Source organism: Capnocytophaga sp. oral taxon 902 (genome assembly GCF_013394735.1).
Classification (GTDB): Bacteria; Bacteroidota; Bacteroidia; order Flavobacteriales; family Flavobacteriaceae; genus Capnocytophaga; species Capnocytophaga ochracea.
Genome location: NZ_CP058261.1, coordinates 2,122,954 through 2,148,408, shown reverse-complemented (window position 1 = coordinate 2,148,408; position 25,455 = coordinate 2,122,954). Strand labels below are relative to the sequence as shown.

Sequence of the window (25,455 nt, the reverse complement as noted above, 5' to 3'; positions counted from 1 at the left end):
TTGTGCCAAAATTTACCCTTTACCTAATTATGAAGCCATTTCGCCTCTTTTTCACTAATCGTCGCAACCTCACTTTTGTGATATGCCTGTTGCTCTCGGTATTCATTTGGTCGCTGAAGAAACTCTCTAAAAATCTTATCAGAGAATTATCGGTACCAGTAACGGTTATCAATCTGCCAGCCGACAAGGTATTTCTACCCTCTGCTCCTAACTACGTGAGAATAACAGTAGAAGGCAATGGCTTTTCTCTTCTGAAATCCTACCGACAAAATGCTACCCTCACCGTAGATTTCTCCGATTTACAAGAAGTGGGCGAACACTTCTATACACTCTCTAAAAGCAGTAAGGACAAGCTCAGCAATACCTACCTATCGAATTTCAGAATACGCTCGGTAGTCTCCGATACTCTACAACTATACTTAGTACCCAAACACACAAAAAAAATACCCGTAGTAGTACACTTAAACGTGGAATTCCCTAAAGAATACCAACTTACGGAATTGCGCCTCTTACCCGATTCGGTAGTAGCTTCAGGTAGCCAAAAAGTGATAGATACGCTCACACAAGTAACTTTCCAATACCGACACAAACGTCCGCTAAAAGACAATTTCGGTGAAACTTATACGCTCAAAAGCACTCCTTGGGTACACTATAACGCTCATAAAATTGTGATGCAAGCCTTTGTCGATAAGGTGAGCGAGCAGGAATTGCGCGTACCTGTGAAAGTGATGGGCGTACCGAAAGAGAGTCAAGTAAAAGTCTTCCCCGACGAAGTGAGTGTACTTTGTACAGGTGAATTGAGTATCTTAAAGACCCTTACTCCTAACGATATAGAAGTAACTGCTGATTTGTGCGAAGCAATCGACAACCATATACCACTACAACTCAATACTCATAAACGACGCATAAAGGTAGCTTTTATGAAAGAGACCTCCGTTGATTTTCTAATACGCAAAGAATGATGGTAGTAGGACTCACAGGAGGTATTGGTAGTGGCAAGAGCACGATATCCAAAGCATTTGCTGCCTTAGGTATCGCGGTATTCAATTCTGATGAACAAGCTAAAGCGCTCATCGCTAACAATGCGCAGGTAAAGAAACGCATTATCGCTGCTTTTGGTGAGGAGGCTTACCAAAATGGAGAATATAACCGCACTTATATCGCTCAAATTGTATTTAACAATCCTGAGAAATTAGCGATACTCAACGGTATTGTACATCCTGCCCTTGCAAAATATTTTAAACAGTGGGCAAAGAAGCAAACTTCGCCCTATGTACTGAAAGAAGCCGCTATCCTTTTTGAGAGTGGAAGCTATAAGGATTGTGATTATATCATCACGGTTACAGCCCCTGAGGAGGTGCGCATTGCCCGTGTGATGGCACGCGACCATTGCACCGAAGCCCAAGTGCGCGCGCGTATGGCACAACAATGGAGTGATGCCGAGCGCATTGCCCTTTCAAATGCAGTGATTGAGAACATCGATTTAGAAAACGCAAAAAAAGAAGTAAGGAGGATACATTTTCAACTTTGCCAAAGTTTGTAACGCAACGGCATTATTTGTCAATTGTCAATTATGAATTATCAATTGAAAAAGATTATCATTATATCAACCCTTATCGTTGCCTTTTTAGGCATTACCTACGCTCTTTACGCCTTTCTGATGCAGATAGGGGTAGATGAGGGTTATGAACCTATACAGCCTATTCACTTCTCTCACAAAATTCACGCAGGTGATAACCAAATCGATTGTAAATATTGCCACTCAGGGGCGCGGACTTCGGCAGTAGCAGGCGTACCCTCACTCAATGTATGTATGGGTTGCCATAATACCATTTCGGAATATGAAGGTGAGGAGGATCTCGCCAATGGTTACACTAAAGAATTTTACACCAAAGAAATCAAGAAATTATACGAAGCAGTGGGCTGGGACGAGCAGAAATTTCGCTATACGGGCACTCCTAAAGGGGTGCAGTGGATACGCATTCACAAACTCCCCGACTTTACTTATTTCAATCACAGTCAGCACGTAGCTGTAGGTGGATTGGAATGTCAGAAATGCCACGGCGAAGTACAACAAATGGAGGTGGTACACCAGTACGCTCCTCTTACGATGGGGTGGTGTATAAACTGCCACCGCCAAATGCCTGTGAATGCTAACAACCCTTATTATCAACACTATGAAGAAGTGCACAAGGCTTTGGCTAAAAAGCTAAATGTTAGCAAACTAACCGTTGCCGAAATGGGAGGCTTAGAATGTGCAAAATGCCACTATTAATAATTACGAATTACGAGTTACAAATGACTAAAGAGTCCATACATAACATACCAACATCACGGCGGGATTTCCTAAAATTCTTAGGTTTTTCTACAGCGGTGGCAGCATTAGCAGGTTGCGAAGGGGCGGTACACAAAACGATTCCGTATGTAATACAGCCCGAAAGCATTGTAGCAGGTGAAGCCAATTATTATGCTACTTGCATCGCCGATGGTTTTGACTTTGCCAGCGTACTAGTGAAAACTCGCGAAGGGCGACCCATTGCTGTATTGCGCAACCCCGAAGCCAAAGCAGGAGGAGCAGTGAATGCAAGGATATTGGCATCGGTATTGAGTTTATACGATGAAAATAGAAACCCCTCCCCTACCCTCTCCCAAGGAGGGGAATTGTGGCAACAGCTAGATACTAAAGCCATTACAGCTTTAGAGAAAGCAAAAGCTGAAGGAAAGCAAATTGTGATGCTCAGTCAAACACTCGCTAGTCCGTCGAGTTATGCTCTTGTAGAACTATTAAAAGAAAAATACCCTACCTTTAAACTCGTAGAATACGATACCATATCAGAAGATGCTACTCTCAGAGCTTTTGAAAAACGTTGTGGACTGCGCGCGATGCCCGATTACGATTTCAGCAAGGCAAAGCTCATCGTTTCTTTTGATGCCGATTTCTTGGGCGATTGGAATGGTGGAGGCTATGAAGCAGGCTATGCGCAAGGGCGTATCCCCAGCAAAGCAAACGGAATGTCGCGCCATATTCAGTTAGAAGCCAACCTCAGCCTTACAGGCGCTAATGCCGATGAGCGTATCGCACTCACTCTTGACCAAGTGAAAAAAGCATTAGCTTACTGTTTCCAATACCTAAAAGGTTTTGAGGAGAATGAACAATTTCATTTCCCAACCTATATTATAGAAAAAGAGGAGAATAAAGTTACTATTGAAGACAAAATAAAGAAAATAGCTTCCGAACTCAAAAAAGCGGGTAGCAAAGCCTTAATAGTAACAGGTATTGATAGCGTTGAAGCTCAATTAATCGCTTTTGCTATCAATGAACATCTCCAAAGTGAAGCTTTCTTGCTTCAAACTCCCGTGCTTACCCGTAAAGGTAATGTTAATGCTCTACAACAGCTACTCATCGATATGAACGAAGGCAAGGTAGGTGCCCTCTTCATCAACAATCTCAACCCCTTATACAGTTTGCCTAATGCCGAAGTGTTTGCCGCTGGCTTGAAGAAAGTACCTTTTTCGGTATCTTTTGCGATGCGCGCTGATGAAACCGCACAACAAACGACCTTTTGGGCACCTCAACCGCATTATTTAGAGTCGTGGGGCGATGTAGAATTTAAATATGGGCACTACGGACTGATGCAGCCTTGTATACGTCCACTTTTCAACACCAAACAATGGCAAGACTGTTTCTTACAATGGATAGGAGACAATGAAAGCTATTACGATTTTATCAAAGCTCATTGGGAAGCCCATATCTTAAAAGGATTTTCTTGGGAACAAGCCCTACACGATGGCACTTTTGTAAAAGAAGATATAAAATCTTTTGAGTTGCCGAAAGAAGAAAAAATCCCTTCACTGAGGAAACCGCCTATGATCCTCACACGTGAGGAAACTTTAAGGCTAATAGGTACAGTACTTCCCAGAGAATTAGTAGAAACACCTTTTGAACTCAGCCTCTATACCAGCACCGCTTTGGGAGACGGGCAGCAGGCTAACAATCCTTGGCTACAAGAGCTCCCCGACCCTATCCACCGCACTACGTGGGATAACTTCCTCACGATGCACCCCAGCGATGCTCAGCGTCTAAATATTGAGAATTGGCATACTGCTGATGGTGCTTTGGACGGGCATCAGGCGAAAGTGAGTGCTAACGGCAAAAGTATCATCGTTCCCGTACTTATCACTCCTGAACAAGCGCAAGGTAGTGTGGGGCTTGCCTTAGGTTATGGGCGCAAGGCAGGCATACAAGCCGAAATGCAAATAGGCGTAAATGCCTTCCCTCTTTATAAAGACCATCGTAAGACCCAAGGTGTACAGATAGAAAAAGCAGACGGCACACACGAATTTGCCTGCTTGCAACTGCAAAATGAATTGGTAGGGCGTAAAAATATCCTCAAAGAAATCAGTTTAGATACTTTCTTAAACTCCTCTGCCAAAGTGTGGAATCCTCAACCTCCTAAAACCAAGAAAGACCCTACTACCCCACATCACTTTAAACTCTCTATCGACCTGAATGCTTGCACGGGTTGTGCGGCTTGTGTGATCGCTTGCCACGCCGAAAACAATGTGCCAGTAGTAGGCAAAGAAGAAGTGCGTCGCTCGCGCGATATGCACTGGTTACGCATTGATCGTTATGAATCAAGAGAAGACGAACAAAGGTATGTTGGTTTTCAGCCCGTGATGTGTCAGCATTGTAATAATGCCCCTTGTGAGACTGTTTGTCCCGTAATCGCTACCACTCACGGACAGCAAGGACAAAACCAAATGGCTTACAATCGCTGTGTAGGCACGCGCTATTGCGCCAATAACTGCCCCTATAAAGTGCGTAGGTTCAACTGGTTTCAGTATAGTGAAAACAAGCAGTTCAACTACAATATGAACAACGAAATAGGGCGTATGGTGCTCAACCCCGATGTAACAGTACGTTCGCGAGGGGTAATGGAAAAGTGCTCCCTCTGTATCCAGAACACCCAAGCGGTAATACTAAAAGCCAAAAGAGAAGGTCGTACGGTCGCGCCAGGAGAGTTTAACAATGTAGTAGCTTGTGCCGCTGCTTGTAATACAGGAGCTATGGTATTTGGCGATGCCAACGAAGAAGGAAGCAAAATAGCCCAACTCAGTGCCAGTGAGCGTATGTATCAGCTTTTAGCTGAGCTCAACACCGACCCTAATGTGGTGTATCAAGTGAAAGTTAGGAATTAGAATTTATGAAGTTTTACATATTTTTGATATACTTTTGGTGTGTTTCTCCTTATGTGCTTTATGCAGGGATAGACCACTTGTTGCCTGAGCCACAACAAGTAATCCCCAATGGGCAACGCTACAAGGTAGCATCGGCAGAAACGCGCCCGCTCATTATTGTAGAAAGAGTAGCCGATTTGCCCGAAATTCCCGTCAATAAAGAAGAAGGGTATATGTTAGAAGTTACCAAAAATTATATCCTCATTCGGGCGATCAGTGGGAAAGGCGTATATTGGGCAAAACAAACCCTAAAACAACTTTTGGTTACCAAAAGCAATAAAGCCTATTACGAAGGGTGCAAAATCATTGATTATCCTGCTTTTAGAGTACGCGGTTTTATGCAAGATGTGGGGCGCACCTTTATGAGTTTGGAGGAGTTGAAAAGAGAAATAGCACTACTTTCGCAGTACAAAATCAATGTATTTCATTGGCATCTTACCGAAAACCAAGGGTGGCGTTTGCAGAGTTTGCGCTATCCTGAGCTCAATGCCCCCTCTAACTATGATCGTATGCCTGCCCAATACTATACCCTCCAAGAAGCCAAAGAGTTAGTCTCTTTCTGTAAAGAACACAATGTATTGCTCATTCCCGAAATTGATATGCCTGGACACAGTCGCGCTTTTGAAAAGGCTTTTGGGGTAGCTATGCAGTCGGAAAAAGGAATAGCAATTCTCAAAGAGCTATTGGATGAGGTAGTCGAAAATTTTGATGTTCCTTATATTCACATAGGCACTGATGAAGTAGTTTTTAGCAATCCGCAATTTGTACCCGAAATGGTGGCTTACCTGCGCCATAAAGGCAAAAAAGTGATTTCGTGGAATCCTGGGTGGCAATATAAAGCAGGTGAAATAGATATGACCCAACTGTGGAGTTATCGCGGTAAAGCACAAAAAGGCATCCCCGCTATCGATAGTAAATTTCACTACATCAATCATTTCGATGCTTTTGCTGATTTAGTTGCCCTCTACAACAGCAGAATTTTAAATGTACCCCAAGGCGACGATGAGCACGCGGGAGCTATTATAGGGTTGTGGAATGACCGCTATATCAAAGGAGAGCGAAATATTTTCATTCAAAACAATTTCTATCCTGCGATGCTCGCCTTAGCCGAACGCTCTTGGAAAGGAGGAGGTAGCGAATATTTTGATGGCAAAGGCACTATGCTCCCTACTGATACCAGCGACCCTATATTCCGGCAGTTTGCTGATTTTGAAAGGCGTATGTGTTGGCATAAAACCCATCACTTTACTGCCGAACCCTTTGCCTATGTACCTCAAACCAAAGTAGTTTGGCGCATTACCGATGCCTTCCCTAACAATGGCAACCTTGCTCAATCCTTTCCGCCTGAGAAAGCTTTAAAAGAAAGCTACTCCTATGAAGGAAAAACTTATCATACCCATAAAGCCATAGGGGCTGGCATTTATTTGCGACATACTTGGGGGGAACTTGTTCCTGCTTTTTATAAAAACCCTCAGCCCAACCACACTGCTTATGCGTACACTTATGTATATTCACCCGAAGAACAGCAGGTTGGTTTATGGGTAAGTTTTCAAGATTACAGTCGGTCGGAAAAAGATCTTCCCCCGCCACAAGGCAAATGGGATTACAAGGAGAGCAAAATTTGGCTAAACAATACTGAACTCTCTCCTCCTATATGGGAATCAACTCACAGAGAACTCTCTAACGAAATACCTCTTACTAACGAAAATTTTCAAGTGCGTCCTCCTTTACAAGTTACCCTCAACAAGGGATGGAATAAAGTGTTGCTCAAGCTACCTGTGGGTGCTTTCTATACCCCCGAAGTGCGATTGGTGAAATGGCAATTCACTTGTGTGTTCGTAACCCCCGACGGCAAAGACGCTGTAAAAAATCTTATTTATGCAGATACTCAACGATAAATCCTATCATACCATCAGTGAAGATATAGCACGCCCCATCGAAGGTCGTGCTTCTCGCGCGTGGTGGATTGCCTTTGGCATTACCCTTCTTGCAACCCTCTGGGGGTGTGGGCAATATGGGTAACCTTGCGCGACGGCATAGGCGCGTGGGGGCTCAACAAGAATGTAGGCTGGGCGTGGGACATCACTAACTTTGTGTGGTGGATAGGTATCGGGCACGCGGGGACACTCATCTCGGCAGTACTGTTGCTCTTTCGCCAACAGTGGCGGGTGGCTATCAATCGCTCGGCTGAGGCGATGACTATCTTTGCGGTGCTACAAGCGAGTATCTTCCCGATACTGCATTTAGGCAGACCGTGGTTGTTGCATTTCAACTTGCCTATTCCCAACCAATACGGCTCGTTGTGGGACAATTTCAACTCGCCTTTGTTATGGGATGTTTTTGCTATTGCTACCTACTTTTCGGTATCTTTAGTTTTTTGGTGGGTGGGCTTACTCCCCGATTTTGCGATGTTGCGTGACCGTGCTCTCAAGCCTTTTCAGAAGAAGATTTACAGCTTGCTGAGCTTTGGGTGGAGCGGGCGTGCCAAAGATTGGCAACGTATGGAAGAAACAATGTTGCTCTTGGCAGGTATTGCCACTCCGTTAGTCATTTCAGTGCATACTATCGTCTCTTTTGATTTTGCTACTTCGGTGGTCTCTGGCTGGCACACTACTATTTTCCCGCCCTACTTTGTTGCAGGGGCTATCTTTTCGGGGTTTGCAATGGTGAGCCTGCTACTTATTATCTTGCGCAAAGTATGTAAGTTAGAAGCCTATATCACCCTCAAACACATTGAGCTGATGAATACCGTGATGTTAGTCGCAGGTAGTATTGTAGCGGTTGCTTACCTCACCGAGTTTTTTATGGCAATGCGTTCTCATTCAGAATTTGAAAAATACATCTTCATAAATCGTGCTACAGGTGATTATGCGTGGGCATTCTGGACGATGATTATTTGCAATATTGTCCTCCCTCAATTGCTATGGTTCAAAAAGTTACGCCGTAGTATTACCTTTTCAGTATGCGTTGCTTTGGTAGTATGTGTGGGGATGTGGTTCGAGCGTTTTGTGATTATCGTTACCTCACTACACCGCGGTTATCTGCCTTCATCGTGGACGATGTTCAGTCCTACGTGGGTGGATATAGGAATATTTGTAGGCACTTTGGGGTTCTTCTTTTTGTTGTTCTTATTATATGCAAGGAGCTTCCCGATGATTGCACAAGCTGAGGTGAAAGGGGGTAGGTCTCAGGTGTCAGGTCTTAGGTATCAGGGGACAGATGTTAGCAGGCAGGAGTCTCTTAACTCTTATCTCTTAACTCTTACCTCTCCGGAAGAACTTTTAGATAAAATAAAAGAATTAAAATCAGAAGGGAAGGAAATTCAAGAAGTATATACGCCTTTTTATGTACACGGTTTAGCCGAAGCCTTAGAGCTGAAACGTACTCGCTTAGGCAAAGCCACTTTTCTATACGGACTCATAGGCTTCTTTTTCGGTTGTTGGCTCACCTATTTCACAATGATAAAAGACTGGCCAATGGATATTGGTGGAAAGCCTAATGCCACTTTCTGGCAAAACCTCCCCGCTTTTGTACCGGTAATATTCGAGTTGGTTGTATATTTTGCAGCGCATCTATTGGTGATTAGTTTCTTTATCAGAAGTAGGTTATATCCTTTCAAAAAAGCTGAAAATCCTATAAAGAAAAGTAGTGATGATAAATTTGTAATTCAGGTAAGAGATAAGAAGTAAGAGGTAAGAAATGAAACATTTTAAAAACTATATAAAGTATTTATTGCTAATAATATTATTGGTAGTTGGTTGTAGGAACAAACAAGAGCGCAATATTGAGTTTATGCCCGATATGTACGAAAGTCCTGCTTATAAAACTTATGAAGTTGCTCCGCTCTCTCCTCCTGAACACACTGTGAAAAGAGGTGAGTTGCCCTATAGCTACCCCAATACTATTGAAGGTTATGAGCAAGCCAAAGCTCAATTGCACAACCCTTTAGCAACTGATACCCTACAACAAACTCAAAACCTAACCAATGGCAAAGCACTTTACGGCATCTATTGCGTGCTCTGTCACGGTGAGAAAGGCGACGGCAAAGGAGTTTTAGTACAACGGGAGAAGATTTTAGGCGTTCCCAACTACAAGAGCAGAGAACTCACCGAAGGCAGTATTTATCACGTGCTCTACTACGGACGCAATACAATGCCCGCTTTTGCTAATCAGCTGAGTGAGAAAGAACGCTGGCAAGTAGCAATGTACGTTGAACAGCTAAGAGATAAGAGATAAGAAGTATGAGCATATTGTTTTTAACATATTCAATTGTATTGTTTGTAGCGCTTACGTTGGTAGGGGTATTGGTATTCTATGCTATCAACAAAGTCACGCACGCGGAATGGGTAACCGATTTATACCCTATAATGAAGCGTATCACAACACCTTTGTGGCTAGTGTTATTAGTTTTGTTGGGAGTGCTGTATATAGTGCATCGCGAAACTTTTTTTCTGTTGCGTACTGTGGGCTATATGGCAGTATGGGTGGGGTATCGTTATACTTTAAAAAAGTTTAAGACTTTAACGCCTCACGTACTATTCTTAGTCCTTTTCTTTCTTACCGAAACTCCAATGGCGTGGGATTGGTTTTTGAGTCTTACTCCCGAATGGCACAGCACCCTCTTTGCGTGGCAATTGCTCAGCAGTTTTCTACTCTCTGGCATTGCCCTCATTACCTTATTTAGCAAGCCAGAACACTATTCTGATTTAGGGAAATACCTCTTTGGATTCTCTATTTTTTGGGCGTATTTGTGGTTCTCACAATATATGCTGATATGGTACGCCAATATTCCTGAAGAAACTGTTTATTACCAAACTCTTCTCAGCAAAGGCTATGGAGAGGCTATTGTAGCAATGCTCATTCCCAGTTTTGCGCTACCTTTTCTCATCTTGCTTTCCTCCAAAGCCAAACAAAAAAAGCTGCTCCTTTTTGGAACAGCTATCCTTATATTATTAGGGCAATACCTCAACTTCTATCTAATGGTAATGCCGTTTGTAAAATAGAACTTTACTCTTCGGCTTGTTTTTTAGCTTTCTTACTTCCTTCGTACATCTTATATTGTAGCAATCGGCTTTCTAATTTGCCATTAAAGAGTTTTATTTTTCTTGAAGGACGCAATCCTACATATTTTATACCTTCTAAATTAGAAGTGATGAACCACGCATCGGTATTGGGGTAATGATGTTTAAGAGTGTTGCCTATCGATGAGTAAAGCTGTTCTACATCGGTTTGTAGGCGCTCATTGTAAGGTGGGTTGAACACCATATGTAATGGTTGCTGTTTATCTTCTTTTTCAGTAGCAAAAAAGTCTTTTTGGAATACTTGAATGTACTCAGATAAGTCGGCGTTTTTTAAGTTATCTTTGGCTTTGGCTACTGCTGAGGGTGCTTTATCATATCCTACAATTTGGTGGTGAAACTCTCGTATTTTTTTAATACAACTGCCAAAGATAAGATTAAAGAGGTCTTCATCAAAATCGTTCCAACGTTCAAAAGCGAACTCTTTTCGGTGTACATTGGCTGGAATATTACAAGCTATCATAGCTGCTTCTATCAAAAAAGTACCACTACCACACATAGGGTCTAAGAAATCACACTGCCCTTGCCAACCGCTGAGTAGTAGGATACCGGCAGCAAGCACCTCGTTGATAGGAGCTATATTGGTAGCTGTACGATACCCGCGCTGATGCAGTGAATTGCCCGAACTATCGAGTGACACAATTACTTCGTTGCGCTGAATATGAATATGTATCTCCAAATCGGGGTGTAGTACATCTACATTGGGACGACGACCTGTGGCATTGCGAAAAGCATCAGCAATGGCATCTTTGGCTTTTAAAGCCACGTATTGAGAGTGATTAAAAAGTTCGGTTTGTAAGGTGGCTGTAACAGCGAAGGTCTGGTCTACTCTTAGGTAGGTTTGCCAATTGAAGTTATAGAGTTTTTGGTAATATTCTTTCTCGTTACGCACATAAAAAGAAGCAATAGGTTTCAGTATTTTTAAAGCGGTACGCAAGCAGAGGTTCGCCTTATACATAAAGCCTTTATCGCCTTCAAACTGTACACTGCGAACGCCTTTGGTTACGTGCATAGCCCCTAAATTGCGCAATTCATCAGCTAAAATATCTTCAAAGCCAAAGAAAGTTTTGGCTACCATTTTATAATTATTTTCCATTAGTATACAAAAATATGGCAAATATACATTATTTTTGCCATTTGAGAAAATAAATAACTGAAAAATGAACTTGCTACATACTGCCGATTGGCACTTAGGACAAACGTTTTACCAATACGACCGCTATAACGAACATCAATATTTCTTGGATAATCTTTTGCAAATTATTGAAGAACAACATACTGATGTTTTACTTATCAGTGGTGATGTGTTTGATACTGCTAACCCTGCAGTGGCATCGGTAAAGCAGTTTTATCATTTTCTTCATCAAGCAACTGAGCGCTTCCCCCAACTGCAAATTATAGCTATTGCGGGTAATCACGATTCGCCTGTACGCCTTGAAATGCCCCAACCACTCCTGGAAGATACACAAGTGCATTTGGTGGGATATGTGAAAAGAAATGAACAGAGAGAGATAGATTACAAGCGTCTTATTATTCCGCTTTACGAAAATGGGGAAGTAATAGCTTACTGCCTTGCCGTGCCTTTTCTCCGCTTAGGGGATACTCCTAAAAATGAAGCTACTAACCCCGATTATACTCAAGGGGTGGAGGCTTTCTACCGTGAAATTACGGAAAAGGCTTTGACTATTGCCAAAGGGAAACCACTGATTGCTATGGGACATCTGCACGCTTTGGGAGCAGAACTCAGCGATGAGGACACGGCTGAGCGTCCTATTATTGGGGGAATGGAAGGCTTCAAACCAACCAGTTTTCCTAACGTGTTACAATACATTGCTTTGGGACATATTCACAAAGCTCAAGCCTTAGGTGGTAAAACTCATATACGCTACTCAGGAAGCCCTATACCCTTATCATTTTCAGAAAAGCATTATCAGCATCAAGTGGTAGCTTTTTCATTAAAAGAAGGACGTGTACAGGATATTAAAACTGTCCCCATTCCGTTGCATACTCCTATGTTAAGCGTGCCTGAGCGACCCCTACCGGTAAAAGAAGTGCTGAATGCTTTGGCTTCTTTACCTAAGGGAACTACTCATACTCCTGCCCCTTATTTAGAAGTAAAAGTATTACTAAACGAACCTGCTCCTGAACTCAAAAACAGCATACTGAAAGCTATCGCTCATAAACACGTGCGTTTGGCGCGTATAGATGTGCGCTACCAACAGCAACAAAACACTACAAAAGAAACTTTGCAAAAGGAAATTACTTTAAACGACCTGCAACCTTATGAGGTACTACAAAGGGTTTACCAAAATAAATTCCAAAAAGAACTGCCTGAATTCTATAAACCTTTGTTTGATGAAGCAATGGAGAAAGCGACTGATTAATGGTTAATGGTTAATGGTTAATGATTAATGGTTAATTGATGTGAGTTTGATGTAAGAAAAGTGTAGCTTACGCTACAGAAATATTACAAATCTTAAAAAAATCAAACAAATAGGTTACTTCGCTACTTTAAAATCTCGCACAGATTGCACGGATTGCGCGGATTTAGACCCCGATTGATTTCAATATTATAGAACAAAAGTGCACGGATTTTAGCAACGAGTTGCTTAGATTTTACTGATTATAATGTAAACACAACTGTAAATCAGTGTTATATATACCAAACTGATGCTAATTAAAAGTGTAGCTTACGCTACACAAATATTACAAATCTTAAAAAAATCAAACAAATAAACAGCAGGGTGAATTAACTTATTGATTATAAACCTCCCCCCCTTACACATACCCAGCTTTCGCTGGCTTCCTCCAAAGGGAGAGATGTGACGCAAAAACGACTATGAAATTGTAAATCAGAGACAATCATTTCTCAAACCTTGATTCACATTACTAATTTTTATTGACTAACTTTTGAATCTTTTCTCGTTCTTCACTATACGGTATTTCGCATTGGAGGGCTTTTTGGAAGAGCTGGTGTGCGGTTTCTTTGTTACCTTGTGTTTGATAAGCTCGCCCTAATAAGTAATAGGCTTTCCAATAATGCGGATTGAGACTTGTTATAGGCTTTACTTCATCTATTACAATAGGGGTATGTTCGCGCAAATGTGTTTCTATCTGTTGCTCTAATACCCTATACGCTTCGTAATCCTTAAACGCTTGGGTGTACATAAAAGGGTCGGGCGGAATATTTAAGGAAGTTTGAGGATAAGGGCTGTGCGACGGATAAACTTTGGTAGCAAATATCTGCTTCAAATCATAGGCTACAAAAGTGCCCAACTGATAAGGAGCTGTCGATACCCATACCAAGCGTTCTTGAGGTTTAAAAATTACTGCGTGATGTGCCAATAGCTGGTTGAGTGCTTTCTCATTGCCATAGCCTATGGAATCGGCGTGTAAGCCTTCGGTACTGCGGAGGAGTGTAGCTATTTTAGAGGGGTTTAGCTTAGGTTCTTCTGTTAGGAACTCCTGCATTTTAGCATATCTATACGCTGAATGCGAAGTGCGTATCTGTTTGAGATTCTTCTTATCTTTCTTGTACACTTCACTTTGGAAATGATTGGCGCAAAGCACTGCATTAGGAGCTTCGTACACCCCAAACTTTTTGGGTGATACCTCGATGATTACTGCCTTGCCGTCGGTAGCACTCCCCACCATTATAGCTTCGGACACGAATACCTTTCGCTTTTTAGCAATAGCAATCGCCTCATCGATATTTTTGGCGTACTGCAAGATTTCACGGCAGAGGAGCGAAATAGGGGTGCGAGCTTTCAGCGGAATAGACGACTTTCCCGCATTGATAGTAACCGTAAGACCTTCGAGATTCATACCCGAGAGCACACCTATCATTCCGCCCCAAGCGTAACTCATAAAAGGAATGCCTTCCTCAGGGCGCACAAATCGCACTACCTTTTCAGTAGCAAAGTCATCGGAGAGATAAAAATCGAAATTGCGCCCTATGAGGAGTTGACCATCTTCGGTTTTATCGCCCCAAACTGCTAATGAAGAACAGCCTACGAGCATCAAGTCTTGCAAAGCGTGCCCTAAATCGTGAGCCGAATGTAGGTAAAGGGTACGCTGATAAGCAGGGGCTATGTAGTTAAAAATCGTATCGGAGTACTGCGCTTGTCCCCAGAGTTCTTGCTGGAAAGGGGGTATCACACAATTATTAATATCTCGATTGAACCACTTGACGAACTTGCGCAAAAAACGCTGTTTGCGCTGTGAAGGCACAAACTGATTGAGTTTGACAAAGAGCAGACTGTCCTGACGGTGATACAAAGGCTCAGTAAGTGCACCCGAATTGAGCCCTAACTGATAGGGATTTCCTGAAAGGTAGAGCTCCCACAAGCCTTGTTGATTTTTTGCAATATAGTTATCCTGAAAATACCGCAACGTATCATTTAGTGCAGTAATTTGAGGTTTCTGGTACGGATAGGTTACCTCAGGCGGAATGATTTTCTTGTAGAAAATACCGCAAGAGGTGAGCAGGAGGTAAAAAGTAAGAAGTAAGAGTTTTTTCATTTTGCCGATTCTTCGAACTGCTGATTAAGGTGCAAAAATAGGGATAATTTTTTAATACCCAAAATGCCAATAATGCCAATAATACCAGAAATGCGAAAATTGTAGTTTTCTGAGCATACAGTAAAAATTCGTACGGATTCGGAGAATATCGGAGATAGTCGAAGGTAGCGGGAGAGTATACTTAGCTTATAGAAAGCTTATAGGAAGCTTATACGAATGTTGGACGATTGTTATAGAAAGGGTATACAAAGAGTTGATTATTAATGATTAAGAGCTAAAAGTGAATTGTTAAAAACAGTTAAATAACCCAAAGTAAGACAGAGGTAAAAAGAAAGTAATACAGAGCAAAAGTAGTTTAAAAATTGGTAATTGGTATTTTTTTACTACTTTTGCAGTCAGAATAGAAATTGGCAAATTAGCACATATGACAGAACCCAAAAAATACAACCCTACTGATTTAGAAGAAAAATGGTATGCCTATTGGCTTGCCCACAACTATTTTCACTCAACCCCCGATGAGCGTACGCCCTATACCATTGTGATTCCGCCCCCTAACGTTACAGGGGTGCTCCATATGGGGCATATGCTCAACAACACCATTCAAGATGTACTTATTCGTCGTGCACGCCTTAAAGGCTTCAATGCTTGCTGGGTACCAGGTACTGACCACGCTTCTATTGCAACAGAAGCCAAAGTGGTGGCAAAACTCAAAGAACAAGGCATTAAGAAATCCGACCTCACTCGCGAGGAGTTCCTTGTACACGCGTGGGAATGGACACACCAATACGGTGGGGTGATTCTCGAACAACTCAAAAAATTGGGTTGCTCTTGCGACTGGGAGCGCACTAAATTCACTATGGACGAGGAGCTTTCGGCTTCGGTTATCAAAGTGTTTGTGGATTTGTACAACAAAGGACAGATATACCGCGGACATCGTATGGTGAACTGGGATCCAGAGGCTAAAACCACCCTTTCTGACGAGGAAGTGATTTATGAAGAACGTCAAGGATTTTTGTATCATTTGAAATATCAAATCGAGGGGACGAATGAGTACCTTATCATTGCTACTACCCGCCCTGAAACCATTTTTGGCGATACGGCTATCTGCATCAACCCTAACGATGAGCGTTGGCAACACCTGAAAGGCAAAAAAGCGATTATACCTATCTGCAACCGCGTAATTCCTATTATCGAAGATGAGTATGTAGATATGGAATTTGGTACAGGTTGCCTGAAAGTAACCCCTGCCCACGACCCTAACGACAAGGTTTTGGGCGACAAACATCAGTTAGAAGTCATTGATATCTTTAATGATGATGCAACCCTTAATAGCTACGGCTTGCACTATGCTGGCAAAGACCGCTTTGTGGTGCGCAAAGAGATAGTAGCCGAATTAGAAGAAAAAGACTTACTCGCTAAAAAAGAGACCTATACTAACAAAGTGGGAACATCCGAGCGTACCAAAGCCGTGATAGAACCCCGCCTTTCCGACCAGTGGTTCCTAAAAATGGATACCCTTATCCAACCCGCTATCAAGGCGGTATTGGAAGACGAAAGCATCAAACTATATCCTAAGAAATTCGAGAATACTTATCGCCATTGGGTAGAAAACGTACGCGATTGGAATATCTCACGCCAGTTGTGGTGGGGACAACAAATTCCTGCTTACTACTACGGCGAGGGCAAAGACCAATTTGTAGTAGCTGAAACTAAGGCAGAAGCCCTTGTGTTAGCTAAAGAAAAGAGTGGCAACGCACAGCTTACCGAAGCTGATTTGCGACAAGATGAAGATGTCCTCGATACTTGGTTCTCGTCTTGGTTATGGCCAATGAGTGTGTTCAACGGTATTTTAGAGCCTAATAATCCTGAAATTGAGTATTATTACCCTACCAACGATTTGGTAACGGGACCTGATATCCTTTTCTTCTGGGTAACCCGAATGATAGTAGCAGGTTATGAGTACAAAGGTGAGCGTCCGTTTAGCAATGTGTATCTTACCGGATTGGTACGCGACAAGCAACGCCGCAAGATGTCTAAATCCTTAGGCAACTCACCCGATGCACTCAAACTCATCGCTGATTACGGTGCTGATGGCGTGCGCGTGGGGCTCTTGCTCTCATCGGCAGCAGGTAATGACTTGCTGTTTGACGAAGCCCTTTGTCAGCAAGGAAAAGGATTTGGCAACAAATTGTGGAATGCTTTCCAATTGGTAAAAGGGTGGCAAGTGGATGGATCGGTAGCACAACCTGCTGCCGCTCAGCTCGCTTTGCAATGGTTTGAAGCGAAGTTCAACGCAGTACTCACCGAAGTAGAAGACCATTTTGAGAAATATCGCATCTCCGATGCCCTAATGGCAATTTATAAACTCGCCTGGGACGACTTCTGTGCGTGGCTTTTAGAAATGGTAAAACCCGAATACGGCAAACCAATGGACAAAGCCACTTACGAGGGCGTGGTAATCGCTTTTGAGAATTTACTAAAACTCCTTCACCCCTTTATGCCATTCCTTACCGAGGAAATATGGCAAAGTTTAGCACCTCGTACCCCTGAACAAGCCCTTATCGTGGCTACCTACCCCACCGTACAGCCGTACGACGAAAAACTATTGGCAGAATTTGATTTTGCTGCCGAAGTGATAGCAGGTATCCGCACGGTACGCAAAGAAAAGAATATACCTTTCAAAACACCGCTTAGCCTTTCGGTACTAAACAAAGAGCAAATGAGCAACCGTTTTGATGTGGTACTTAGCAAAATGGGCGGACTTGAGGCTATTACCGAAGTGAGTACAGCTATAGAGGGGGCAATGTCTTTCCGCGTAAAAGCTAATGAATACTTTATTCCTATCGGGGGGCTGTAAATGTAGAAGAGGAACTTAAAAAACTACAAGAGGAACTCACCTATACACAAGGCTTTTTAGCATCGGTACGCAAGAAACTTTCTAATGAGAAATTCGTAAACTCAGCGCCTGCTCAAGTAGTAGATAACGAGCGCAAAAAAGAAGCTGATGCGTTAGCGAAAATTGAAACACTTGAAAAAGCGATAAAAGCAATTAACAATTGATAATTAGATAAATGGAACACTTAAAACAAATGATAGATGAAGCGTGGGAAAATCGCTCTCTGCTTCGTGAGGAAATTGTACAACAGACTATCCGTGAGGTGATTCACCTCTTAGATTTAGGTCAGTTGCGAGTGGCAGAGCCTACTGCCGATGGCTGGAAAGTAAACGAATGGGTGAAAAAAGCTGTAGTGCTTTACTTCCCTATCCAAAATATGAAACCTGTAGAGGTGGGCATCTTTGAGTTCCACGATAAGATTCCGCTCAAACACAACTACGACGAGAAAGGAGTGCGCGTAGTACCACCTGCTGTAGCACGTCGTGGTGCTTTTATTGCCAAAGGAGCTATACTGATGCCCAGCTATGTGAATATAGGGGCGTATGTAGACGAAGGTACAATGGTAGATACGTGGGCTACTGTGGGTAGTTGTGCCCAAATAGGCAAGCACGTGCACCTGAGTGGTGGCGTAGGTGTAGGGGGGGTATTAGAACCCTTGCAAGCAGCTCCTGTGATAGTAGAAGACGGGGCTTTCATCGGGTCGCGTTGTATCTTGGTAGAAGGAGTACGCGTAGGCAAAGAAGCGGTACTTGGTGCTAATGTAGTGCTTACAGCCTCTACTAAAATCATTGATGTAACGGGTAATGAACCTAAGGAACTGAAAGGCTATGTACCTGAACGCTCAGTAGTGATTCCTGGTAGTTACACCAAGCACTTCCCTGCTGGAGATTACCAAGTGCCTTGTGCCCTTATCATCGGGCAGCGTAAAGCCTCAACCGATAAGAAAACTTCACTAAATGATGCCCTTAGAGAATATGGAGTTTCTGTATAAGAAAAGTGATGAGGATATAAAATAGAAAAGGCTACCCCAAAGGTAGCCTTTTTAATAGATAATAGATTTAGAATTTATATCCTATCTTAATACCAAAGTTAGGTTCGATAGCCCAGAACTTCTTATTTTCATTAACTTGTTTACCAAAGTTTCGTGCAATATTTGCAAAAGGAGCGATGATAAAGGTATCGTCGAGATTCCATTGGTAACCTGCCCCTACACCTAAGATAAAACTATCCAAACGCGTTTTTACTCCATCTTCAGAGAATGTTCCAAAACGTTGTTTGATAAAAGGATTTACATAGAGCCCTGTGCCTCCGTCTTCTTCAAAATAATAGTTATATCCTATTTGAATACTAGTAGCTCTGTACTTTTCTCCTTTTTTTCTAGGGAATACAGAAAAGCGGTCGTTAAAGAAAATAGTTCCTTCGATAGACTGATTAGGAGCTATGTAATGTTCATAACCTAACTCTACAGAAGCTAACCATATAACATTCAAGATATTCAAGTTTACTTGATGTTGAGGAAAATCACTTTGGGCAAATGTTTTTGCTGAGAAAAACATAAGCATTACAGCTACAATAATTTTTTTCATCGGTTTTCTTAGTTTAAAAATAATGGCAAAGATACTACTTTTATGCTAATACACAAAAATAATACTGTAAAATCAAAAAAAGTCCAGTGTGTAGCACACTGGACTTTTATATGTAAAACTAACTAATTCACTTGTGAAGAAAAGGTAACAACTATTAAAAACACTAAAAAAGAATACAGACTTCACAAGGAATCGCAAACGAAATATAAAGACTTTACTACTATTATATTCCTTTACTAATAGTGGGGCAAAGGTATATATTATTTTGAATACATCCAAATAAATAGTAGAATAATTTTAAATAACATATGCTTAATACTGATAATCAACATATAGCATATTCTCTATTTTTCTATCCAACTTGCATATTTGGGATAGTTTAGGGCAGTTCGCTCGATGAGAGTCCTCTGTTCATCGGTAATATTTTTGAGTTTTTTAGCAGGAACGCCAGCATAAAGACTCCCTTTTTCTATATGGGTATTAGGAGGTACTACGGCTCCAGCAGCTACAATGCTATGGCTTTCTACCACACATCCGTCCATTACGATGCTTCCCATACCTATAAGCACATCATCTTCGATAGTACAGCCGTGTACAATAGCGTTATGCCCTATGGATACACGATTACCAATGGTTGTAGGGTGTGTTTGATAGGTAGCGTGAATCACTACACCATCTTGGATATTGGTGTCATCACCTATGCAAATAGTGTTTACATCGCCACGAATAACCGCATTATACCACACCGTACAGCAGTCGCCTAAGTGCACATCACCGGTAAGAGTAGCATTTTCAGCAAAAAAGCAACCTTCCCCAAAGGTAGGTTGCTTTCCGTTAACTTTCTTGACTAACATATTCTTTTAGTTTATCGATTATCTCTTGTAGACCATTAGTTTTTATCTCGAAAGTAGTAGCCAATAGCATTCCTAACTTCCCTTTAGGAAATCCTTGAGTACTGAACCACTCGAGGTAATAGGAAGGCAAATCAGCAATCATAGTACCCTTGTACTTGCCATAGGGCATTGGGGTTGTGATGATTTCTTTGAGAATTTCGGAGTTCATAGAGAAAATTAGAAAATTAGCAGATTAGGAAATTTTTGAATTAATCAGGCAATTTAGAACAAAGGTTTCTGTTTAGAACTTCTAAAATGGCGTATTTCTATTATATTTTTTTCTTTATCAACTTTGTAATAAACAAGAAACTTTCCTTTTAGAATAGTTCGCCTATAAATATTTAGGTCTTTGTTATAATACGATAAGGCATACGGATCTATTGAAATCTCCTTTTCTAAATCTATCAAAGCCTTAGTAATTTTATCGGAATAAGAAAAACTACCATTTCTTTCGTCCCAATAATCAAGTGTATCGTTATAATTTCTTTCAGCTTCTTGAGTCCACTTTACTTTCATAACGTTGTCTTCTTCGTTCTGTAGCTCTTCTGTGTACTTCAGAACTATCCACTAACATTCCTAATCTTGATTGTTCTTCTGAAAGAGCTAAACTTCTAAGGTCTTCTTCAGTAAGCTCACTAAAATCATCTGCTCTTTCTACAACTGTTGTTTTTAGTTTAAACTTATCAAACAATGGTTGAAATATGGATAATTCTGTGGGATTAAAAGTTATTTTTAATGTGGTTGTATCCATAGTTTAACAATTAAAAGTTGTCTATTTCTTTGTAAATTAACAAATCTGTGAATTAATTAGGCGATTTTTCAACTTCGTCAAAGATAAGAGCCACTCTGGCAAGAAACTTTGGCAAAGTGTAGGGCCTAAATTCGCAAAGCAATTGTGATATTAGTGTGTAGCTCGTACTCTTTTTTCTTCGTTGCGCTCTATTTTATGGTTAGGGCGCGTCCATTTAGGGTTTTCGCCTAAGGAGTGATATTGAGAGTCGGCTGCTTCTACCGTTTGAGGTTGTGGATGCGTTTCAAAAGGTTTCTGAATACGCATACCAAGTACGCCGAGCATTTGCATATCCTCATTGATATCGGGGTTAGGAGTAGTGAGGAGCTTATCGCCTGCGAAGATAGAGTTGGCTCCCGCAAAGAAACAGAGAGCTTGTCCTTCTTGGCTCATTTGGGTACGACCTGCAGAAAGGCGCACTTGCGATTGTGGCATCACGATACGCGCGGTAGCTACCATACGCACCATCTCGAAGATATCTACGGGCTCACAGTCTTCCAAAGGCGTTCCTTCTACGGGCACTAAGGCATTAATAGGTACCGACTCGGGTTGTGGATTGAGCGTTGAGAGCGCTACGAGCATTCCGGCGCGGTCTTCGAGTGATTCACCCATACCAATAATCCCTCCACTGCACACAGTAATATTGGTTTTGCGCACGTTGTCAATCGTTTTGAGGCGGTCGTCATAACTACGGGTAGAAATGATTTCTTTGTAGTATTCTTCTGACGTATCGAGGTTGTGATTGTAAGCATACAAGCCTGCTTCCGCCAAACGTTTGGCTTGGTTTTCGGTAAGCATACCGAGTGTACAGCACACTTCCATATCCAGCTTATTGATAGTACGCACCATTTCGAGCACCTGTTCAAATTCGGGACCATCTTTTACGTTACGCCACGCTGCCCCCATACACACACGTGAAGCTCCTGCTGATTTAGCACGAAGGGCTTGGGCTTTTACGTGAGTAACACTCATCATATCGGCGTTTTCTATCTTTACTTCGGTTTCGTAACGCGCCGATTGCGGACAGTAAGCACAATCCTCGGAGCAACCTCCGGTTTTAATAGAGAGTAGTGTAGAGACTTGTACCGAGTTAGGGTCGTGATATTTACGGTGCACAGTAGCGGCTTCGTAGAGCAACTCCATTAAGGGTTTATTGTAAATAGCCATTATTTCTTCTTTCGTCCAATTATGACGGGTTTCGGCATTGCTACAGCCACACGTATGTTGATTTTCGCACATAGTTCTTTTCTTTATTTCGGGGGCAAAGATACAAAACAATTGACAATTGACAATTAACAATTAACAAATGCTAAGATTTTTTGTACTTGTTCCTCTATAGTAAGATTGGTATTATCGATAACTATGGCATCATTGGCTTTTTTAAGAGGTGACTCTTTGCGGGTAGTATCGATATGGTCGCGGTGCTGGATATTGGCAAGCACTTCGTCGAACGATGCTTTATCGCCTTTGGCTTGTAACTCTTTATAACGGCGCTGGGCGCGCACTTGTTCGCTAGCGGTCATAAATATTTTAAGTTCAGCATTCGGGAATACCGTTGTACCTATATCGCGTCCGTCCATTACAATACCTTTGTCTTTACCCATTTTGCGTTGAAGGTCTACTAGGTAAGTGCGCACTTCGGGTTGTTTGGCAACTTCGCTCACCCAATTGGCTATTTCAATACCGCGTATTTCGTTTTCGATATTCTTACCGTCTAAATAAATTTCAGAAAATCCCAACTCAGGGTTGTATACGAACTTTATTTCCGACTTTCGCAGGGCTTTCATCAGCGGTTTTACTTCGATGCCCGAGGTAGAAACATAACCTTTTTCTAAGGCTAAATAAGTAACGGCGCGGTACATCGCACCTGTATCGATATAGACGTAGCCCAACGCTTTGGCTACGGCTTTGGCAGTAGTACTCTTTCCTGTTGAGGAATAGCCGTCAATGGCAATGATAATATTCATTAGTGTTTAGTTATTAGTTTTTAATCGTTAGTTATTTGTAGAGTGATGGGGCTATTTCTATTTCGGTTACAACTTTTTTGTTTTTATCGTAGTAATAATAGTACAGCGTTATATTGTTATCAATGAAAAAGCGCATCTTTCCGCGATTGCTTTTTAGTTTTTGTACAATAGCTTCCTTAGCTGCTGATGCGTCAAACTCTACTCCTTCGGAATCGAAATTAAAGAGGGTTACATAATACCCCATAGTTTTTTCTCCTTTTAGGGCAACACTATCTAAGCGCACCCCCTCTTCTATTATTTGTGGCAACTGCTGGTTCATTTCGGCTACTTGATTCTTCATTTCATCGGTAACTAAATCGTTTTTAGCTTTTGAAAAGAAGGAGCTTGTGAGATAGCGTGTCGTAAAAAATGCCGCTAAAAATACCACAACAAAAGACACCACACCCACTATTACTCCAATAATGTTTTTAGTGCGATTGTTCTTTCGGGATTCCTGAGTGTTAAGAAAATCGTTCATTTTTGTCTCTTTTTAACGCTACAAAGATATAAAACAAAAAGCAAACTGCAATGCCCTGATGCGTTTTTATCTTAAAAAAATACGACCATCTAATAATAAATACTTAAAAACAATGAGATAGGAGAATTTGGAAATTAGGAAATGAGGAAATGAGGAAATGAGAAAATGAGGAAATGAGAAAATGAGGAAATTAGAGAATGAGGAAATTTGGAAATGAGAAAATGAGGTGGAGGCTACAAGGAACGCGCTATCGGAGGGGATTAACTTTGGCAAAGGTGCGAGCCGCACAGGCAGTCGTAGCACGACGGGCAATTAACTTTGGCAAAGTTTGAGATGAAAAAGCGATAGTTGGGACTGTTAGGAGTATTCGGAAGGAAACGGAAAAGTTCGGAAGAAGGGAAGTAGAATTTTTGATGGAAAAAGGCTGTAAGAAGGGTGGGGTTAGCTTATAGAGAGCTTATAGGAAGCTTATACGAATCTTGGACGATTGGTATAGAAAGGATACATAAATAATTGATTAATAATACTATACAACAACGCTAAAAATGTTAAAAACAGGGTTTCGAGGCGAAAGAAAAGGAAATGAGTAATGGATAAGGATAGGAACTCGGTGCTTACTCAAAAGTCGGTGAGCTATTGTAGAACACTATGCGAGATTAGAAATTAGTTTTACGTATACCTAAAAGATGTTATATTATATCGAATAGACATTATTTAATAGAAATTCATATAAACTGATAAACAGCAAGATAAGAGGAGGTTAGCTATAAAGTTTTAAGAAAAAGTGTAAGAATATTTGTGTAGGTCAAAAAAAAATCGTAAAATTGCACCCGCAAAAAGTAGTGTCTACAAAACACTTAAATAACTGATTTATAAGGTAAATATATAATAGAAAGAAAAATAATATGGGTTTTTTTGATTTCTTGACAGAAGAAATAGCCATTGATTTGGGTACTGCGAACACCCTCATTATTCACAATGACAGGGTAGTGATTGATAGTCCATCGATTGTAGCAATAGATAGGACAACCAGAAGAATTATAGCCGTAGGTAGAGAAGCACGGCTAATGCAAGGGAAAACACACCCTAATATCACCACTGTTCGTCCGCTAAAAGACGGGGTAATTGCCGACTTTGACGCTTCGGAACAGATGATAGGAATGCTCATTAAGAGTATACCTGCGTTGCGCAAACGCTTTTTCTCGCCTTCTTTGCGTATGGTAGTTTGTATCCCCTCAGGAATTACCGAGGTGGAAACGCGTGCGGTACGCGAGTCGTGCGAACGTGTGAACGGTAAGGATATTTACCTCGTACACGAACCGATGGCAGCGGCTATTGGTATAGGGCTTGACATTATGCAACCTAAGGGTAATATGATTATCGACATAGGTGGGGGTACTACCGAGATTGCGGTGATTGCCTTAGGGGGTATTGTATGCGACAAGTCGGTAAAAATTGCAGGGGATATTTTCAACTCGGATATTGTGCACTATATGCGTACGCAACACAACCTTTACGTAGGGGAAAGTACTGCAGAAAACATTAAGATGACCGTAGGAGCTGCTACTGAAGACCTCGATGCCCCACCAGATGATATTATGGTACAAGGGCGTGACTTGCTCACCGGTAAACCTAAGCAAGTGCAAGTATCCTACCGCGAAATGGTGAAAGCGCTGGATAAGTCTATTCTTCGTATAGAAGATGCTATAATGGAGACACTTTCGCAAACACCTCCTGAATTGGCTGCCGATATCTATAATACAGGTATCTATATGGCAGGTGGTGGGTCGATGTTGCGGGGATTAGACAAACGTATTTCTATGAAAACTGACCTCCCTGTATACGTAGCCGAAGACCCTTTGCGTGCCGTAGTACGTGGAACAGGTATCACTCTAAAAAACATTAACAAATTCAGAAGTATTTTATTAAAGTAAAAATAGATAGAGGTAAGAGATAAGAAACAAGAGGT

The 25,455-nt window shown here is 41.7% G+C and carries 20 protein-coding genes and 2 pseudogenes; 12 read left to right on the top strand and 10 right to left on the bottom strand.

Going from position 1 to position 25,455, the window contains the following annotated elements:
* Positions 1-29: 29 nt before the first annotated feature.
* From HW278_RS09270 to HW278_RS09235, 8 genes and pseudogenes are all read left to right on the top strand, one after another.
* Positions 30-962: a YbbR-like domain-containing protein gene (locus HW278_RS09270; protein WP_178977624.1), complete on the top strand. Its 933-nt coding sequence runs from the start codon at positions 30-32 to the stop codon at positions 960-962.
* Complete coding sequence (coaE, locus tag HW278_RS09265; RefSeq protein WP_178977623.1) at positions 959-1,543, top strand: dephospho-CoA kinase; 585 nt, start codon at positions 959-961, stop codon at positions 1,541-1,543. The genes HW278_RS09270 and coaE overlap by 4 nt, the downstream gene beginning before the upstream one ends.
* A 30-nt stretch (positions 1,544-1,573) precedes the next feature.
* Positions 1,574-2,275 carry a cytochrome c3 family protein gene (locus HW278_RS09260; protein WP_178977622.1) on the top strand — a complete coding sequence of 234 codons (702 nt, stop codon included), beginning with the start codon at positions 1,574-1,576 and terminating at the stop codon, positions 2,273-2,275.
* 23 nt (positions 2,276-2,298) lie between these two features.
* Positions 2,299-5,199: a 4Fe-4S dicluster domain-containing protein gene (locus HW278_RS09255; RefSeq protein WP_178978001.1), complete on the top strand. Its 2,901-nt coding sequence runs from the start codon at positions 2,299-2,301 to the stop codon at positions 5,197-5,199.
* Positions 5,200-5,204: 5 nt separating this feature from the next.
* Positions 5,205-7,136 carry a family 20 glycosylhydrolase gene (locus HW278_RS09250; protein ID WP_178977621.1) on the top strand — a complete coding sequence of 644 codons (1,932 nt, stop codon included), beginning with the start codon at positions 5,205-5,207 and terminating at the stop codon, positions 7,134-7,136.
* Positions 7,117-8,927 (top strand): annotated as a pseudogene (locus HW278_RS09245) (quinol:electron acceptor oxidoreductase subunit ActD). The gene HW278_RS09250 and the pseudogene HW278_RS09245 overlap by 20 nt, the downstream one beginning before the upstream one ends.
* A 10-nt stretch (positions 8,928-8,937) precedes the next feature.
* Positions 8,938-9,474: a c-type cytochrome gene (locus HW278_RS09240; RefSeq protein WP_178977620.1), complete on the top strand. Its 537-nt coding sequence runs from the start codon at positions 8,938-8,940 to the stop codon at positions 9,472-9,474.
* Between the two features lie 5 nt (positions 9,475-9,479).
* Positions 9,480-10,241 carry a hypothetical protein gene (locus tag HW278_RS09235; protein ID WP_178977619.1) on the top strand — a complete coding sequence of 254 codons (762 nt, stop codon included), beginning with the start codon at positions 9,480-9,482 and terminating at the stop codon, positions 10,239-10,241.
* Positions 10,242-10,245: 4 nt separating this feature from the next.
* Here the strand turns inward: HW278_RS09235 and HW278_RS09230 are convergent, their stop codons facing one another.
* Complete coding sequence (locus HW278_RS09230; protein WP_178977618.1) at positions 10,246-11,412, bottom strand: class I SAM-dependent RNA methyltransferase; 1,167 nt, start codon at positions 11,410-11,412, stop codon at positions 10,246-10,248.
* A gap of 64 nt (positions 11,413-11,476) precedes the next feature.
* Here HW278_RS09230 and HW278_RS09225 point away from each other — a divergent pair, with 64 nt between their 5' ends.
* Entirely contained in the window at positions 11,477-12,700 is a 1,224-nt protein-coding gene (locus tag HW278_RS09225; RefSeq protein WP_178977617.1) for an exonuclease SbcCD subunit D, read from the top strand.
* 505 nt (positions 12,701-13,205) lie between these two features.
* On the opposite strand, the gene HW278_RS09220 is transcribed toward HW278_RS09225, so the two are convergent.
* Positions 13,206-14,837 (bottom strand): C45 family autoproteolytic acyltransferase/hydolase, encoded by a 1,632-nt coding sequence (locus HW278_RS09220; RefSeq protein ID WP_178977616.1) that lies wholly within the window; start codon positions 14,835-14,837, stop codon positions 13,206-13,208.
* 424 nt (positions 14,838-15,261) lie between these two features.
* On the opposite strand from HW278_RS09220, the pseudogene HW278_RS09215 reads away from it, so the two are divergent.
* Both HW278_RS09215 and HW278_RS09210 read left to right on the top strand, forming a co-directional pair.
* Positions 15,262-17,897 (top strand): annotated as a pseudogene (locus tag HW278_RS09215) (valine--tRNA ligase).
* Between the two features lie 11 nt (positions 17,898-17,908).
* A complete protein-coding gene (locus HW278_RS09210) occupies positions 17,909-18,724 on the top strand; it encodes a 2,3,4,5-tetrahydropyridine-2,6-dicarboxylate N-succinyltransferase (RefSeq protein ID WP_126370516.1) in 816 nt (271 codons plus the stop codon).
* A 67-nt stretch (positions 18,725-18,791) separates the two neighbouring features.
* Here HW278_RS09210 and HW278_RS09205 read toward each other — a convergent pair whose 3' ends face one another.
* From HW278_RS09205 to HW278_RS09170, 8 genes are all read right to left on the bottom strand, one after another.
* Positions 18,792-19,319 carry a DUF3575 domain-containing protein gene (locus HW278_RS09205; protein ID WP_178977615.1) on the bottom strand — a complete coding sequence of 176 codons (528 nt, stop codon included), beginning with the start codon at positions 19,317-19,319 and terminating at the stop codon, positions 18,792-18,794.
* Positions 19,320-19,663: 344 nt separating this feature from the next.
* Positions 19,664-20,173, bottom strand: a complete 510-nt coding sequence (locus HW278_RS09200) for a gamma carbonic anhydrase family protein (protein WP_178977614.1) — start codon at positions 20,171-20,173, stop codon at positions 19,664-19,666.
* On the bottom strand, positions 20,154-20,381 hold the full coding sequence (locus HW278_RS09195; protein ID WP_002675489.1) for a DUF3820 family protein: 228 nt from the start codon (positions 20,379-20,381) through the stop codon (positions 20,154-20,156). The genes HW278_RS09200 and HW278_RS09195 overlap by 20 nt, the downstream gene beginning before the upstream one ends.
* Before the next feature lie 53 nt (positions 20,382-20,434).
* Positions 20,435-20,728, bottom strand: a complete 294-nt coding sequence (locus HW278_RS09190) for a type II toxin-antitoxin system RelE/ParE family toxin (protein ID WP_002675487.1) — start codon at positions 20,726-20,728, stop codon at positions 20,435-20,437.
* Positions 20,700-20,963, bottom strand: coding sequence for a hypothetical protein (locus HW278_RS09185; RefSeq protein WP_002675485.1), 264 nt, complete (start codon positions 20,961-20,963; stop codon positions 20,700-20,702). Before HW278_RS09185 ends, HW278_RS09190 begins: the two co-directional genes overlap by 29 nt.
* A 150-nt stretch (positions 20,964-21,113) precedes the next feature.
* Complete coding sequence (gene bioB, locus HW278_RS09180; protein WP_178977613.1) at positions 21,114-22,241, bottom strand: biotin synthase BioB; 1,128 nt, start codon at positions 22,239-22,241, stop codon at positions 21,114-21,116.
* A gap of 53 nt (positions 22,242-22,294) precedes the next feature.
* The gene (cmk, locus tag HW278_RS09175) at positions 22,295-22,969 is read right to left on the bottom strand and encodes a (d)CMP kinase (RefSeq protein WP_002675478.1); all 675 of its coding nucleotides are present in this window, start codon (positions 22,967-22,969) and stop codon (positions 22,295-22,297) included.
* A 31-nt stretch (positions 22,970-23,000) separates the two neighbouring features.
* A complete protein-coding gene (locus HW278_RS09170) occupies positions 23,001-23,486 on the bottom strand; it encodes a hypothetical protein (RefSeq protein ID WP_048746800.1) in 486 nt (161 codons plus the stop codon).
* A 905-nt stretch (positions 23,487-24,391) separates the two neighbouring features.
* On the opposite strand from HW278_RS09170, the gene HW278_RS09165 reads away from it, so the two are divergent.
* Positions 24,392-25,420: a rod shape-determining protein gene (locus HW278_RS09165; protein ID WP_002675473.1), complete on the top strand. Its 1,029-nt coding sequence runs from the start codon at positions 24,392-24,394 to the stop codon at positions 25,418-25,420.
* The last annotated feature ends 35 nt before the right edge of the window (positions 25,421-25,455 follow it).

Bases quoted from the DNA above. Each gene is read 5' to 3' on its own strand.
- HW278_RS09190 (WP_002675487.1), bottom strand. From the start codon at position 20,728: ATGAAAGTAAAGTGGACTCAAGAAGCTGAAAGAAATTATAACGATACA.
- HW278_RS09240 (WP_178977620.1), top strand. From the start codon at position 8,938: ATGAAACATTTTAAAAACTATATAAAGTATTTATTGCTAATAATATTA.
- HW278_RS09195 (WP_002675489.1), bottom strand. From the start codon at position 20,381: ATGAACTCCGAAATTCTCAAAGAAATCATCACAACCCCAATGCCCTAT.
- HW278_RS09270 (WP_178977624.1), top strand. From the start codon at position 30: ATGAAGCCATTTCGCCTCTTTTTCACTAATCGTCGCAACCTCACTTTT.
- HW278_RS09165 (WP_002675473.1), top strand. From the start codon at position 24,392: ATGGGTTTTTTTGATTTCTTGACAGAAGAAATAGCCATTGATTTGGGT.
- HW278_RS09260 (WP_178977622.1), top strand. From the start codon at position 1,574: ATGAATTATCAATTGAAAAAGATTATCATTATATCAACCCTTATCGTT.
- HW278_RS09250 (WP_178977621.1), top strand. From the start codon at position 5,205: ATGAAGTTTTACATATTTTTGATATACTTTTGGTGTGTTTCTCCTTAT.
- HW278_RS09255 (WP_178978001.1), top strand. From the start codon at position 2,299: ATGACTAAAGAGTCCATACATAACATACCAACATCACGGCGGGATTTC.
- HW278_RS09225 (WP_178977617.1), top strand. From the start codon at position 11,477: ATGAACTTGCTACATACTGCCGATTGGCACTTAGGACAAACGTTTTAC.
- HW278_RS09235 (WP_178977619.1), top strand. From the start codon at position 9,480: ATGAGCATATTGTTTTTAACATATTCAATTGTATTGTTTGTAGCGCTT.
- HW278_RS09230 (WP_178977618.1), bottom strand. From the start codon at position 11,412: ATGGAAAATAATTATAAAATGGTAGCCAAAACTTTCTTTGGCTTTGAA.
- cmk (WP_002675478.1), bottom strand. From the start codon at position 22,969: ATGAATATTATCATTGCCATTGACGGCTATTCCTCAACAGGAAAGAGT.
- HW278_RS09205 (WP_178977615.1), bottom strand. From the start codon at position 19,319: ATGAAAAAAATTATTGTAGCTGTAATGCTTATGTTTTTCTCAGCAAAA.
- HW278_RS09210 (WP_126370516.1), top strand. From the start codon at position 17,909: ATGGAACACTTAAAACAAATGATAGATGAAGCGTGGGAAAATCGCTCT.
- HW278_RS09185 (WP_002675485.1), bottom strand. From the start codon at position 20,963: ATGGATACAACCACATTAAAAATAACTTTTAATCCCACAGAATTATCC.
- HW278_RS09220 (WP_178977616.1), bottom strand. From the start codon at position 14,837: ATGAAAAAACTCTTACTTCTTACTTTTTACCTCCTGCTCACCTCTTGC.
- HW278_RS09200 (WP_178977614.1), bottom strand. From the start codon at position 20,173: ATGTTAGTCAAGAAAGTTAACGGAAAGCAACCTACCTTTGGGGAAGGT.
- bioB (WP_178977613.1), bottom strand. From the start codon at position 22,241: ATGTGCGAAAATCAACATACGTGTGGCTGTAGCAATGCCGAAACCCGT.
- coaE (WP_178977623.1), top strand. From the start codon at position 959: ATGATGGTAGTAGGACTCACAGGAGGTATTGGTAGTGGCAAGAGCACG.
- HW278_RS09170 (WP_048746800.1), bottom strand. From the start codon at position 23,486: ATGAACGATTTTCTTAACACTCAGGAATCCCGAAAGAACAATCGCACT.